This is a genomic window from Pseudomonas sp. TCU-HL1, assembly GCF_001708505.1.
Lineage (GTDB): Bacteria > Pseudomonadota > Gammaproteobacteria > Pseudomonadales > Pseudomonadaceae > Metapseudomonas.
In genome coordinates this window covers 5735981-5749509 of record NZ_CP015992.1, presented here as the reverse complement: position 1 = coordinate 5749509, position 13529 = coordinate 5735981, and the positions used below count along the sequence as shown (strand labels likewise).

Annotated in this window: 10 protein-coding genes; 7 read left to right on the top strand and 3 right to left on the bottom strand. The window is 63.7% G+C overall.

Annotated features, from left to right (window positions below; genetic code table 11):
• Positions 1–2 precede the first annotated feature (2 nt).
• From aroK to THL1_RS26265, 7 genes are all read left to right on the top strand, one after another.
• Positions 3–521 carry a shikimate kinase AroK gene (aroK, locus tag THL1_RS26295; protein WP_083246014.1) on the top strand — a complete coding sequence of 173 codons (519 nt, stop codon included), beginning with the start codon at positions 3–5 and terminating at the stop codon, positions 519–521.
• Positions 522–573: 52 nt separating this feature from the next.
• Positions 574–1677, top strand: a complete 1104-nt coding sequence (gene aroB / locus THL1_RS26290; protein ID WP_069085990.1) for a 3-dehydroquinate synthase — start codon at positions 574–576, stop codon at positions 1675–1677.
• 9 nt (positions 1678–1686) lie between these two features.
• Positions 1687–3345 (top strand): AAA family ATPase, encoded by a 1659-nt coding sequence (locus tag THL1_RS26285; protein ID WP_069085989.1) that lies wholly within the window; start codon positions 1687–1689, stop codon positions 3343–3345.
• Positions 3346–3598: 253 nt separating this feature from the next.
• A complete protein-coding gene (gene gltB, locus THL1_RS26280) occupies positions 3599–8044 on the top strand; it encodes a glutamate synthase large subunit (RefSeq protein WP_069085988.1) in 4446 nt (1481 codons plus the stop codon).
• 36 nt (positions 8045–8080) lie between these two features.
• Complete coding sequence (locus THL1_RS26275) at positions 8081–9499, top strand: FAD-dependent oxidoreductase (protein ID WP_069085987.1); 1419 nt, start codon at positions 8081–8083, stop codon at positions 9497–9499.
• 125 nt (positions 9500–9624) lie between these two features.
• Positions 9625–10692, top strand: coding sequence for a uroporphyrinogen decarboxylase (gene hemE / locus THL1_RS26270; protein ID WP_069085986.1), 1068 nt, complete (start codon positions 9625–9627; stop codon positions 10690–10692).
• Between the two features lie 104 nt (positions 10693–10796).
• Entirely contained in the window at positions 10797–11561 is a 765-nt protein-coding gene (locus THL1_RS26265; RefSeq protein ID WP_069085985.1) for a ParA family protein, read from the top strand.
• Between the two features lie 54 nt (positions 11562–11615).
• On the opposite strand, the gene THL1_RS26260 is transcribed toward THL1_RS26265, so the two are convergent.
• The 3 genes from THL1_RS26260 to trxC all read right to left on the bottom strand — a co-directional run bounded on the left by THL1_RS26260 (position 11616) and on the right by trxC (position 13481).
• Positions 11616–12440, bottom strand: a complete 825-nt coding sequence (locus THL1_RS26260) for a universal stress protein (RefSeq protein WP_069085984.1) — start codon at positions 12438–12440, stop codon at positions 11616–11618.
• Positions 12441–12513: 73 nt separating this feature from the next.
• The gene (locus THL1_RS26255; protein WP_069085983.1) at positions 12514–12957 is read right to left on the bottom strand and encodes a PaaI family thioesterase; all 444 of its coding nucleotides are present in this window, start codon (positions 12955–12957) and stop codon (positions 12514–12516) included.
• An 89-nt stretch (positions 12958–13046) separates the two neighbouring features.
• Positions 13047–13481, bottom strand: coding sequence for a thioredoxin TrxC (gene trxC / locus THL1_RS26250; RefSeq protein WP_069085982.1), 435 nt, complete (start codon positions 13479–13481; stop codon positions 13047–13049).
• Positions 13482–13529 lie beyond the last annotated feature (48 nt).

Here is a 13529-nt window from a genome sequence, read left to right as displayed (position 1 = left end):
CGGTGCGAAATTTGATTCTGATCGGCCCGATGGGAGCAGGAAAAAGCACCATCGGGCGTTTGCTTGCTAAAGAACTGCGACTTCCCTTCAAGGACTCCGATAAGGAAATCGAACAGCGTACCGGAGCGGATATCCCATGGATCTTCGACGTCGAGGGTGAGCAGGGTTTTCGTGATCGCGAACAGGCGATGATCGAAGAACTCTGTGAGCAAGACGGCGTCGTCCTGGCGACCGGCGGGGGCGCAGTCCTGCGTCCGGCCAATCGCCAGGCCCTGCGTTCCGGTGGGCGAGTCGTCTATTTGCATACCTCAGTCGAGCAGCAGATCGAGCGAACCGCTCGGGATCGCAATCGGCCGCTGTTGCGTTCGGCTGACCCGGGAAAGGTCCTGCGCGACCTGATGGCGATTCGCGATCCTCTCTACCGGGAGATCGCCGACATCATCATCGAAACCGACGAACGGCCGCCGCGCCTGGTGGTGCAAGAAATACTGGCGCGCCTGCAGGAATTGCCGCCCCGTTAAAGCGCAGGCGGAACTGCGCTATCCTTTAGCCCTTTTTTATACCGGGGGCCCCATGCGGACACTTCAAGTCGATCTTGGCGAGCGTAGCTATCCCATTCATATCGGTTCCGGGTTGCTGTCGCGGCCGGAACTCTTCACGCCGCACATCGCCGGCCGTCAGGTAGCTATCGTCACCAACGAGACCGTGGCTCCCCTTTATCTGCAAAGGCTGACCGAGACGTTGCAGGGCTATTCCGTCCTGCCCGTCGTCCTGCCCGATGGCGAGGCCCGCAAGAACTGGGAAACGCTGCAACTGATCTTCGACGCCTTGCTGGGTGCGCGTCATGATCGCCGCACGACAGTCATCGCCCTGGGCGGCGGGGTCATCGGCGACATGGCCGGCTTTGCCGCTGCGTGCTACCAGCGTGGCGTGGACTTCATCCAGGTGCCTACGACCCTGTTATCCCAGGTGGACTCTTCGGTCGGGGGCAAGACCGGGATCAACCACCCGCTGGGCAAGAACATGGTGGGTGCCTTTTACCAGCCCAAGGCGGTGATCATCGATACCGACAGCCTGATTACTCTGCCGGCGCGCGAGCTGTCTGCAGGTCTGGCTGAAGTGATCAAGTACGGGCTGATCTGTGATGAGCACTTCCTGCCCTGGCTGGCCGAGAAGATGCCGGCTCTGCGCGGCCTCGACGCTGGCGCCCTGACCGAAGCCATCGAGCGCTCTTGCGCTGCCAAAGCGCGAGTGGTCGGTGTGGATGAGCGCGAGTCCGGCCTGCGCGCCATCCTCAATCTGGGGCACACCTTCGGCCATGCCATCGAGACCCAGATGGGCTACGGTGTCTGGCTGCATGGCGAGGCGGTCTCGGCGGGGACCGTCATGGCGCTGGAGATGTCCACTCGCCTGGGCTGGATTTCCCTGGATGAGCGCGATGCGGCAATCCGCCTGCTGCGCAACGCCGGCTTGCCGGTCGTGCCGCCAACGGACATGACGCCGGAGCAATTCCTCCAGCACATGGCCGTAGACAAGAAGGTGCTCGATGGCCAATTGCGTCTGGTGCTGTTGCGCCGGATCGGGGAGGCCGCCGTGACTGCCGAATATTCGCGTGAAGTGCTGGAGGCTACGCTGGCCACTGACTATCGCGCCCTGGCCGACCAGCTTGGAGACTAAAGGATTCCCATGAGCAGCCTGCACGCCGACGAGGCCTATCTCGGTCACTACCAGTTCACCCACGATCCCTTCGCGGCGCGGGTTCCTGGCTTCAAGTTCTTCCCGGCCCAGCGCAAGCCCGTGCTCGGCCAGCTGCATCACCTGGCACGTTACAGCCAGCTGATGCTGGTGGTGAGTGGCCCGCACGGCAGTGGCAAGACCCTGCTGCGCCAGGCGCTGGTGGCCAGTACCAACAAGCAGTCCGTGCAGAGTCTGGTGGTTTCCGCGCGTGCCTCGGTCGAGGCGGGCGGTTTGCTGCGTCAGATCGCCCAGGGGTTGAATATTACCCAGGCGGATGTGCGCTCCATCCTCGCTCAGGTTGCCCAGTTGGCGCTGACTGGCCAGGAGGTTTACCTCCTGGTGGACGATGCCGAGGAACTGGATGATGCATCGCTCGGCAGCCTGCTGGCCCTGGCCGAAGGCAATGTCGAGGCGCGCGCCCATGTGTTCCTGTTTGGTGAGGACTCCCTGCTGGCGCGCTTGGACGCGTTGGTGGAAGGTGAGGAACGCTTCCATGTCATCGAACTGCAGCCCTATAGCCAGGAAGAGACGCGCGAGTATCTCGCCCAGCGCCTCGAAGGGGCAGGGCGTGGCGTTGAGCTGCTGAGCGACGAGCAGGTGGAAGATATCTACCTACAGTCCGGTGGTTGGCCGGGGTCGATCAACCAGGTGACTCGCGACCTTCTGATCGAAACCATGCTTGCCCAGCGCGGCTCCATCCGGAAGGCGACTGCGGGCTTCAGTCTGCCCAGGAAACACTTGCTGGCGCTGGCTGTGGTCGGGGTCGGTGTTGTCGCGGCCTGGATGATGCAGGGGCGCAACGACAGCGCCGGTGAGGCTGCCCCCACGGCGGCGCAGTTGCCGCTGGACCAGGCCCAGGCGCCCGGTCAGGGTGACTCGGGCTCGCCTGCTGTCGAGTTTGCGGGGTCTTCCCAGCCGCTGCCGTTGCCCCTGGTCGGTGAGGCTCAGCCAGTGATCCGTGAGCCCCTGGCTCAAGCGGCGGGTCAGGGTGAGCCGGAAGATGGCCCTGCACCTGAAGGTGGCGCAGCAGTGCCGCCTACCGTAACCAGTACCGCACCGCCGCAAGGTGTACAGGCCGGCCCGGCGCCTACCGCGCCCGTCGAGCCCATTGCTTCGGCGAAGCCGCTGCCTGCACCTGTGCAGCCCATTGCTGCTGCGCCAGCTACGCCGGTAGCTGCACCTAAGCCGGCTGTTCCGGCTCCGACTGCAGCGCCGGTTACCAAGCCTGCCCCAGCCCCAGCCCCAGCCCCAGTCCCGGCTCAGGCTGTAGCCAAACCGGCCGAGAAGCCTGCACCAGCGCCTGCCGCCGCTACCGGCGGTGCGGCGGGTAACGGCTGGTACCGAAGCCAGGCAAGCAGCCACTTTGCCCTGCAGGTGCTTGGTACGAGCTCGGAGAGCAGCGCCAAGTCCTTCGTGCAGCAGAACGGCGGCCAGTACCGCTACTTCAAGAAGCAGCACCAGGGCAAGGCACTCTATGTGGTGACCTACGGCAGCTTTGCCAATCGTGCCGCCGCACAGGCCGCGATCAAGGCCTTGCCGGCCAAGGTCCAGGCTGGCAAACCCTGGCCCAAGACCTTCGCCAGCATTCAGCAGGAGATGGCTCGCTAGTTCTTCGCGAGCCTGATCCCCCGCCTTCTGACCAGGCGGTCGCTAGCACGACCTCCTGGTTCATTCATTCATTTTTGCGACATCGACTTTCACTAGTTGGCCGCTAAGATTTGTGGTCGACCAAGGGGCTATGTACAATGACCTCCCTTTGCCCTACGCAAAAGCTGGCATCAAGTCCGGCGCGTATGGTAAGGAGTTGAATTACAAAGCAATTCTGCCTTTTTCTGAAGGCAACCCTGGTGAGAGTTCCTCTATGAAAGCAGGTCTGTACCATCCTGATGAATTCAAGGATAACTGCGGTTTTGGCTTGATCGCCCATATGCAGGGCGAGGCGAGCCACCATCTTCTGAAAACCGCCATCGAAGCCCTGACCTGCATGACGCACCGCGGCGGCATCAACGCCGACGGCAAGACCGGCGACGGTTGTGGTCTGTTGATCCAGAAGCCCGACCTTTTCCTGCGTGCCATTGCCAAGGAAACCTTCGCGGTCGAGCTGCCTGCCCAGTACGCAGTCGGCATGGTCTTCTTCAACCAGGACCCGGTCCGCGCCGAAGCGGCTCGCGAGAACATGAATCGCGAGATCCTGGCCGCCGGCCTGCAACTGGTTGGCTGGCGCAAAGTCCCGGTGGACACCAGTGTCCTCGGCCGCCTGGCGCTGGAGCGCCTGCCGCAGATCGAGCAGGTGTTCATCGGCGGTGAAGGCCTGAACGACCAGGAAATGGCAGTCAAGCTGTTCAGTGCCCGTCGCCGCTCCTCCGTGGCCAATGCCGCGGACGCCGACCACTACATCTGCAGCTTCTCCAACAAGACCATCATCTACAAAGGCCTGATGATGCCGGCCGACCTGCAGCAGTTCTACCCGGACCTGGGTGACGAACGCCTGCAGACCGCCATCTGCGTCTTCCACCAGCGTTTCTCCACCAACACCCTGCCGAAGTGGCCGCTGGCGCAGCCCTTCCGCTTCCTCGCCCACAACGGCGAAATCAACACCATCACCGGCAACCGCAACTGGGCGGTGGCCCGTCGCACCAAGTTCGCCAACGAACAGTTGCCCGATATCGACGAACTGGGCCCGCTGGTCAACCGCGTGGGCTCCGACTCCTCCAGCATGGACAACATGCTCGAGCTGATGGTCACCGGCGGCATTGACCTGTTCCGTGGCGTGCGCATGATCATCCCGCCGGCCTGGCAGAACATGGAAACCATGGATGCCGACCTGCGTGCCTTCTACGAATACAACTCCATGCACATGGAGCCCTGGGACGGCCCTGCCGGCGTCGTGCTCACCGATGGCCGCTACGCCGTCTGCCTGCTCGACCGTAACGGCCTGCGTCCGGCCCGCTGGGTCACCACCAAGAACGGCTACATCACCCTCGCCTCGGAAATCGGTGTGTGGGACTACAAGCCGGAAGACGTGCTCGCCAAGGGCCGTGTCGGCCCGGGCCAGATCCTCGCGGTGGACACCGAAACCGGCCAGGTCCTCAACACCGCAGACATCGACAACCGCCTGAAGTCGCGCCACCCCTACAAGCAGTGGCTGCGCCAGAGCGCCGTGCGCATCCAGGCCAAGCTCGATGACGACCACGGTGTGGCCAGCTACGACAGCGACCAGCTCAAGCAGTACATGAAGATGTTCCAGGTCACTTTCGAAGAACGTGACCAAGTGCTGCGCCCGCTGGCCGAACAAGGCCAGGAAGCGGTCGGCTCGATGGGTGACGACACGCCCATGGCCGTGCTGTCCCGACGTGTGCGTTCGCCGTTCGACTATTTCCGCCAGCAGTTCGCGCAGGTCACCAACCCGCCGATCGACCCGCTGCGTGAAGCCATCGTCATGTCCCTGGAGATCTGCCTCGGTGCCGAGCGCAACATCTTCAGCGAGTCGCCTGACCACGCCACCCGTGTGATCCTCAGCAGCCCGGTGATCTCCCCGGCCAAGTGGAGCGCGCTGATGAGCCTGGATCGTCCGGGCTTCGAGCGGCAGATCATCGACCTGAACTACGACGAGAGCCTCGGTCTCGAAGCGGCCGTGCGCAACTTCGCCGACCAGGCCGAAGAAGCCGTGCGTTCCGGCAAGTCCCTGCTGGTGCTGACCGACCGCCACATCGCCCCCGGCAAGCTGCCGGCCCACGCCTCCCTGGCTGTTGGTGCCGTGCACCATCGCCTGGTGGAGAAAGGCCTGCGTTGCGACTGCAACATCCTGGTCGAGACCGCCACCGCCCGCGACCCGCACCATTTCGCCGTGCTGGTGGGCTTCGGCGCGTCCGCCGTCTACCCGTTCCTCGCCTATGAAGTGCTGGCTGACCTGATCCGCACCGGCGAAGTGCTGGGCGACCTGTACGAGGTCTTCAAGCACTACCGCAAAGGCATCTCCAAGGGCCTGCTGAAGATCCTGTCGAAGATGGGCATCTCCACCATCGCCTCCTACCGTGGCGCCCAGCTGTTCGAAGCCGTGGGCCTCTCCGAGGAAGTGGTGGACCTCAGCTTCCGTGGCGTTGCCAGCCGCATCAAGGGCGCGCGCTTCGTCGACATCGAGTCCGAGCAGAAGCTGCTGGCCTTCGAGGCCTGGAACAATCGCAAGGCCATCCAGCAAGGCGGCCTGCTGAAGTTCGTCTACGGCGGCGAGTACCACGCCTACAACCCGGACGTGGTGAACACCTTGCAAGCCGCCGTGCAGCAGGGCAACTACGAGAAGTTCAAGGAATACACCGCACTGGTGGACAACCGTCCGGTGTCGATGCTGCGCGACCTGCTCAAGGTCAAGACCCTCGACCAGCCGCTGCCGCTGGATGAGATCGAGCCGCTGGAGTCCATCTTCAAGCGCTTCGACGCTGCGGGTATCTCCCTGGGTGCACTGTCTCCCGAGGCCCACGAAGCCCTGGCCGAGGCCATGAACCGCCTGGGCGGCCGCTCTAACTCCGGTGAGGGTGGCGAAGACCCGGCGCGCTATGGCACGGTGAAGAGCTCCAAGATCAAGCAGGTGGCGACCGGCCGCTTCGGCGTTACCCCGGAGTATCTGGTCAACGCCGAAGTGCTGCAGATCAAGGTTGCCCAGGGCGCCAAGCCCGGTGAAGGCGGCCAGCTGCCCGGTGGCAAGGTCAACGGCCTGATCGCCCGTCTGCGCTACGCAGTGCCCGGTGTGACCCTGATTTCGCCGCCGCCGCACCACGACATCTACTCCATCGAAGACCTTGCCCAACTGATCTATGACCTCAAGCAGGTCAACCCGCAGGCGCTGGTCTCGGTGAAGCTGGTGGCTGAAGCCGGCGTCGGCACCATCGCCGCTGGCGTGGCCAAGGCCTATGCTGACCTGATCACCATCTCCGGCTACGACGGCGGTACCGGCGCATCCCCGCTGACCTCCATCAAGTACGCCGGCAGCCCGTGGGAGCTGGGCCTGGCTGAAACTCACCAGACCCTGCGCGGCAACGACCTGCGCGGCAAGGTACGGGTGCAGACCGACGGCGGCCTGAAGACCGGCCTTGACGTGATCAAGGCGGCCATCCTCGGCGCCGAAAGCTTCGGCTTCGGCACTGCACCGATGATCGCCCTGGGTTGCAAGTACCTGCGCATCTGCCACCTGAACAACTGTGCCACCGGCGTCGCTACCCAGAACGACAAGCTGCGCAAGGATCACTTCATCGGCACCGTCGAAATGGTGATGAACTTCTTCACCTACATCGCCGAAGAAACCCGTGAGTGGCTGGCCAGGCTGGGCGTGCGCAGCCTGAGCGAGCTGATCGGCCGTACCGACCTGCTGGAAATGCTGCCGGGCGACACCGAGAAACAGGGTTACCTGGACCTCAGCCCGCTGCTGGGCAGCGACCACATTCCGGCCGAAAAGCCGCAGTTCTGCGAGGTGGAGAAGAACCCGCCCTTCGATCCGGGCCTGCTGGCCGAGAAGATGTGGGACATCTCCAAGGCGGCTGTCGAAGGCAAGACCGGCGGCGTCTACGACCTGGAGATCTGCAACTGCGACCGTTCCATTGGTGCGCGGATCTCCGGTGAAATCGCTCGTCGCCACGGTAACCAGGGCATGAAAGACACCCCGGTGACCTTCCGCTTCCGCGGCACTGCCGGCCAGAGTTTCGGCGTGTGGAACGCCGGTGGCCTGAACCTGTACCTTGAAGGTGATGCCAACGACTACGTGGGCAAGGGCATGACCGGCGGCAAAGTGGTCATCACCCCGCCCAAGGGCAGCCCGTTCAAGAGCCAGGAGTCGGCCATCGTCGGCAACACCTGCCTCTACGGTGCCACCGGCGGCAAGCTGTTCGCTGCGGGTACCGCAGGCGAGCGTTTCGCAGTGCGTAACTCCGGCGCCCATACCGTGGTGGAAGGCACTGGCGACCACTGCTGCGAGTACATGACCGGCGGTTTCGTCTGCGTTCTCGGCAAGACCGGCTACAACTTCGGTTCCGGCATGACCGGCGGCTTCGCCTATGTGCTCGACCGGGACAACAGCTTCGTCGACCGGGTCAACCACGAACTGGTAGAGATTCAGCGCATCAGCAACGAGTCCATGGAGGCCTACCGTAGCCACCTGCACAGCGTGCTGGTTGAATACGTGAAGGAGACTTCCAGCGACTGGGGTGCCCACCTGCTGGAAAACCTGGACGATTACCTGCGCAAGTTCTGGCTGGTCAAGCCGAAGGCCGCGAGCCTCGCTTCGCTGCTCTCCAGCACCCGTGCCAATCCGCAATAACAACAGCGCCTGAAGTGGTTTGATGAGGTTTTTTTAATGACTGAACGTCTGAACAACGACTTCCAGTTCATCGAGGTCGGGCGCAAGGATCCGAAGAAGAAACTGCTGCGCCAGCGCAAGAAGGAATTCGTCGAGATCTATGACCTGTTCAAGCCGCAGCAAGCGGCTGACCAGGCTCACCGCTGCCTCGGCTGCGGTAACCCGTATTGCGAGTGGAAGTGCCCGGTGCACAACTTCATTCCGAACTGGCTGAAGCTGGTCTCGGAAGGCAACATCCTGGCTGCCGCCGAACTGTCGCACCAGACCAACACCCTGCCGGAGGTCTGCGGTCGCGTATGCCCGCAGGATCGCCTTTGCGAAGGCGCCTGCACCCTGAACGATGGCTTCGGTGCCGTGACCATCGGCTCGGTGGAGAAGTACATCACCGACACCGCGTTCGCCATGGGCTGGCGTCCTGACATGTCCAGGGTCAAGCCCACCGGCAAGCGCGTCGCCGTGATCGGTGCCGGCCCGGCGGGCCTGGGCTGCGCCGATGTCTTGGTGCGCAACGGCGTGACCCCGGTGGTCTTCGACAAGAACCCGGAAATCGGCGGTCTGCTGACCTTCGGTATCCCCGAGTTCAAGCTCGAGAAGCAGGTACTGAGCCGTCGCCGCGAAGTCTTCACCGGCATGGGCATCGAGTTCCGCCTGAACACTGACGTGGGCACGGACGTGACCATGGAGCAGCTGCTCGAGGAGTTCGATGCAGTCTTCATGGGCATGGGCACCTACACCTACATGAAGGGCGGTTTCCCGGGCGAGGACCTGCCGGGTGTGCACGACGCACTGGACTTCCTGATCGCCAACGTCAACCGCAACCTCGGCTTCGAGAAGTCCCCCGAGGACTTCGTCGATATGAAGGGCAAGCGCGTCGTGGTTCTCGGCGGTGGTGACACCGCGATGGACTGCAACCGCACCTCCATTCGCCAGGGCGCCAAGGCCGTGACCTGTGCCTATCGCCGTGACGAAGAGAACATGCCGGGCTCGCGCAAAGAGGTGAAGAACGCCAAGGAAGAGGGCGTGAAATTCCTCTTCAACCGCCAGCCCATCGCCATCGTCGGCGAAGACAAGGTGGAAGGCGTGAAGGTGGTCGAGACCCGTCTCGGCGAGCCGGATGCCCGTGGCCGTCGCAGCCCCGAGCCGATCCCAGGCTCCGAGGAGATCATCCCGGCCGAGGCCGTGCTGATCGCCTTCGGTTTTCGCCCGAGTCCGGCGCCTTGGTTCGAGCAGTTCGAAATCAGCATTGACAACCAGGGCCGCGTGGTCGCCCCCGCGCAGTCGCAGTTCAAGCACCAGACCAGCAACCCGAAGGTCTTTGCCGGCGGCGATATGGTCCGTGGTTCCGACCTGGTGGTGACGGCGATCTTCGAGGGGAGGACCGCCGCCGAAGGCATCCTCGACTACCTCGGCGTCTAAGCTGCGCTGCCTGGATGGCTTGAAGTTCGCGGCATTTCGTCGCGATGGACAAAAGGCACGGCACTCGCCGTGCCTTTTGCATCGGGCTTTGCGAAAATGCCCGCACTTTTTCGTTGGACACTGCCATGACCGTCTTGAAGAACGACCGTTTCCTCCGCGCCCTGCTCAAGCAGCCCGTTGATGTCACTCCCGTCTGGATGATGCGCCAGGCCGGTCGTTACCTGCCGGAATACCGTGCCACCCGCGCCAAGGCCGGCGATTTCGTCAGCCTGATGAAGAACCCCGAGCTGGCCTGCGAAGTCACCGTCCAGCCGTTGGATCGTTACCCCCAACTGGACGCGGCGATCCTCTTCTCCGACATCCTCACCATCCCCGACGCCATGGGCCAGGGGTTGTTCTTCGAGACAGGCGAAGGTCCGCGCTTCAAGAAAGTGCTGAGCAACCTGGCCGACATCGAAGCCCTGCCGATCCCCGACCCGGAGCGGGACCTGGGCTACGTGATGGACGCCGTCCGCAACATTCGCCGCGAGCTGAATGGCCGCGTGCCGCTGATCGGCTTCTCCGGCAGCCCCTGGACGCTTGCCACCTACATGGTCGAAGGCGGTTCCAGCCGTGACTTCCGCAAGTCCAAGGCGATGCTCTACGACAACCCCCAGGCCATGCATGCCCTGCTGGACAAGCTGGCCCAGGCGGTGACCGCCTACCTCAATGGCCAGATCCGCGCTGGCGCCCAGGCGGTGCAAATCTTCGACTCCTGGGGCGGTAGTCTCTCGGCGGCGGCCTATCAGGAATTCTCCCTGGCCTACATGAAGAAGATCGTCGACGGCCTGATCCGCGAACACGACGGCCGTCGCGTGCCGGTGATCCTCTTCACCAAGGGCGGCGGCCTCTGGCTGGAGTCCATGGCTGATACCGGCGCCGAAGCCCTGGGCCTGGACTGGACCAGCGACATCGGCAGCGCGCGCACCCGCGTCGGCGACAAGGTCGCCCTGCAGGGCAACATGGACCCGTCCGTGCTCTACGCCAACCCGGCCGCCATCCGCGCCGAGGTGGGCCGCATCCTCGCCGCCTACGGCAAGGGCTCCGGCCATGTCTTCAACCTCGGCCACGGCATCACCCCGGAAGTCGACCCGGCCCACGCCGGCGCCTTCTTCGAGGCCGTGCATGAGCTGTCGGCACAGTACCATCAGTAACTAATAAGGGTCGCGAAAGCGACCCTTGTTGTTTGGGGCCGACCTCGCCCTTGTCACGGGCATTGCATAGAATCGGCTACTAATCAGGCTCAGGGAGGTGTGGGATGCGGCGCGTGGTTTTCAATCAGAAGGGCGGAGTGGGCAAATCCAGCATTGCCTGCAACCTGGCGGCGGTGAGCGCTTCGCAGGGGTATCGCACCCTGCTGATCGACCTGGATGCCCAGGCCAACTCCACGCACTACCTGACGGGCCTTACCGGCGACGATATTCCCATGGGGATCGCCGATTTCTTCAAGCAGACGCTGTCGGCTACCGCCTTCCGCAAGGGCAAGGTGGATATCTACGAGACGCCCTACGACAACCTCCATGTGGTCACCGCCACGGCGGAACTGGCCGACCTGCAGCCCAAGCTGGAGGCCAAGCACAAGATCAACAAGCTGCGTAAGTTGCTGGAGGAGTTGAGCGAGGACTACGATCGGATCTATCTGGACACACCGCCGGCGTTGAATTTCTATACGGTTTCAGCGCTTATCGCTGCCGATCGCTGCCTGATTCCCTTTGACTGCGACAGTTTCTCCCGCAATGCGCTCTACGGCCTGCTGGCGGAAATCGAAGAGTTGAAGGAGGACCACAACGAGGGCCTGGAGGTGGAAGGCATCGTGGTCAACCAGTTCCAGCCGCGCGCATCGTTGCCGCAGCAGCTGCTGGATGAGTTGGTGGAGGAAGGGCTGCCGGTGCTACCGGTGAACCTGATGATGTCGGTGAAGATGCGCGAGTCGCATCAGGCCTGCAAACCGCTGATCTACCTGGAGCCTCGGCACAAGCTCACCCAGCAGTTCGTCGAGCTGCACGATCTGCTGGAAAGCTGATTCCGGTGGGTGTTGTGATGCCCTTTTTCGCCCCGGCTTGCCGGGGCGAATGCGTTATTTGACCAGTAACAGGTCGCCGGGCGGGTTTTGCAGGTAGCGCAGGGGCAGGCTGCCCAGCAGGGCTTGGGAGATCAGGCTGCGGCCATGGCTGCCGAGGGCCAGAAGTTGTGGCTGGTGTTCAGCGATGGCGTCGTCCAGCGCCTTGGGCAGGGCGCCACGCACGACGTCCAGCGCGACGCTGGGCAGCGGGGCGTTCTGGCCCATCAGTTCATCTTCCAGCAGTTTCCCCAGCAGTTCTTTCTGCGTTGCGAGGAAGTCGGTCGAGTTGCCGCTTTTCGACAGGAGGCGGCTGCCCAGTTCCATGACGTTGAGTGCCGTCAGCCGCGCCTCGGACGGTAGCAGCGCGCAGCACTTGCGCAGGGCGTCACAGGCGCACAGGGAGAAATCCAGCGCCACGGCGGCGTGTTGATAGGGTTGGTCCGGCTGCTCGCCCGCCACCAGCAGCAACGGCGCCGCCAGGTGGCGTGCGACACGCTCCAGGGTGGTGCCGATGAACAGCTCCGGCGCATTGTGGTGGTGCCGGCCGATCACCAGCAGGTCGGCCTGGCTGTCGTTCATCTCTTCGAGGATCTGCTGGGCCGGGCGGCCCTTGCGCAGGAGCACCGGGCGATCCTTGGCGCCCAATTGCGCCAGGCGTTCACCAAAGTGCTGCTGGGCCGCATCGCGCAGGTTGTCCTGCACGGCATTGTGCAGGTGGTCTTCGAGCACATGCAGCAGGGAAAGGCGAGCGCCGTGCTGATGAGCGAGCTGGATGGCGCGGCGCAGGGCGGTATCTGCCTCGCGGCTCAGGTCATGGGCGACCAGGATGTGCGTGAACATGATGTGGGCCTCCTAGGGAGTCCACACTCTGCGGCTTCTGGTGACCTGGCGGTTTGATCCAGGGCAAGGCCGCTCAGTGTGCCCTCATCTGGTAGAGGCCCCGGCTTTCGGCCACCACTTCACCGTTCGCGTCCATCAGCTGTAGTTCCAGCAGGTAATCGGCCTTGCCGTTGGTTTCGGCCTCCTGCTGGATGCGGACGACTTCCTCGGCGCAGAGGTGCGCATCCACCGTGATGTCGCCTTTGGCCGGGCGCCTGAAACGCAGGTTCATTTCCTTGATCACCGGGTAGAAGCGACGGCTGTCGAAGCTGGTGAGAAAGAGCGCGCCGCCGGGGATTTCCGCCAGGGTGAAGAGAGCGCCGGCATAGAGGGTGCCGATGTGGTTCTGATTGCCCTCCAGCGGCATGCGCAGGCGCACGTGGCCGGGCTCCAGCACCTCGGCCTTGAGGCCACTGCGTTTGACGAAACCGATCTGTTCCTCGGTCAGTTGGCGAACCAGTTCGATGGGCATGGACATGGCGAGCTCCGGCTTGGCGATGTCCAGAGACTAGCGGCCATCGCCAACCCGGCAATGACCGGGATGGCCAGCGTGATTGACCGAAGCGATCAGATGCCCTGGGCGCTGAGCCAGCCGAGCAGCTGTGGGAGCGGCAGCGCGCCGCTCTGGCGGGCCACCTCGCGGCCATCCTTGAACAGGATCAGCGTGGGAATCGAGCGGATGCCCAGTTGGCCGGCCAGGTTGCGGTTGGCTTCGCTATCCAGCTTGCCCAGGCGGCAGCGGCCCTGGAGTTGGCTGGCAGCTTGTTGGTAGATCGGCGCGAAGGCCTTGCAGGGGCCGCACCAGTCGGCCCAGACGTCCACCAGCAGTGGCAGGTCGCCGCGCAGTTGCTGGGTGAAACTGGTTTCGCTCAGGTCGAAGGGCGCGGCAGGCAGTACGGCGGACTTGCAGTGACCGCAGCGGGGCGAATCGCCCAGGCGGTCGGCAGGGATACGGTTCAGTCCGGCGCATTGGGCGCAGGGGATCAACAGCGGGTCAGCCATGGTTGGCTCCAGATCGGGGAACGTCCCTGATCTGGAGCCTGAACGGGC

What these genes read in the sequence shown, in the direction of transcription:
- THL1_RS26260 (WP_069085984.1), bottom strand. Translation starts at nt 12,440, where the DNA reads ATGTTCACGCACATCCTGGTCGCCCATGACCTGAGCCGCGAGGCAGAT.
- hemE (WP_069085986.1), top strand. Translation starts at nt 9,625, where the DNA reads ATGACCGTCTTGAAGAACGACCGTTTCCTCCGCGCCCTGCTCAAGCAG.
- THL1_RS26275 (WP_069085987.1), top strand. Translation starts at nt 8,081, where the DNA reads ATGACTGAACGTCTGAACAACGACTTCCAGTTCATCGAGGTCGGGCGC.
- gltB (WP_069085988.1), top strand. Translation starts at nt 3,599, where the DNA reads ATGAAAGCAGGTCTGTACCATCCTGATGAATTCAAGGATAACTGCGGT.
- trxC (WP_069085982.1), bottom strand. Translation starts at nt 13,481, where the DNA reads ATGGCTGACCCGCTGTTGATCCCCTGCGCCCAATGCGCCGGACTGAAC.
- THL1_RS26285 (WP_069085989.1), top strand. Translation starts at nt 1,687, where the DNA reads ATGAGCAGCCTGCACGCCGACGAGGCCTATCTCGGTCACTACCAGTTC.
- THL1_RS26255 (WP_069085983.1), bottom strand. Translation starts at nt 12,957, where the DNA reads ATGTCCATGCCCATCGAACTGGTTCGCCAACTGACCGAGGAACAGATC.
- aroB (WP_069085990.1), top strand. Translation starts at nt 574, where the DNA reads ATGCGGACACTTCAAGTCGATCTTGGCGAGCGTAGCTATCCCATTCAT.
- THL1_RS26265 (WP_069085985.1), top strand. Translation starts at nt 10,797, where the DNA reads ATGCGGCGCGTGGTTTTCAATCAGAAGGGCGGAGTGGGCAAATCCAGC.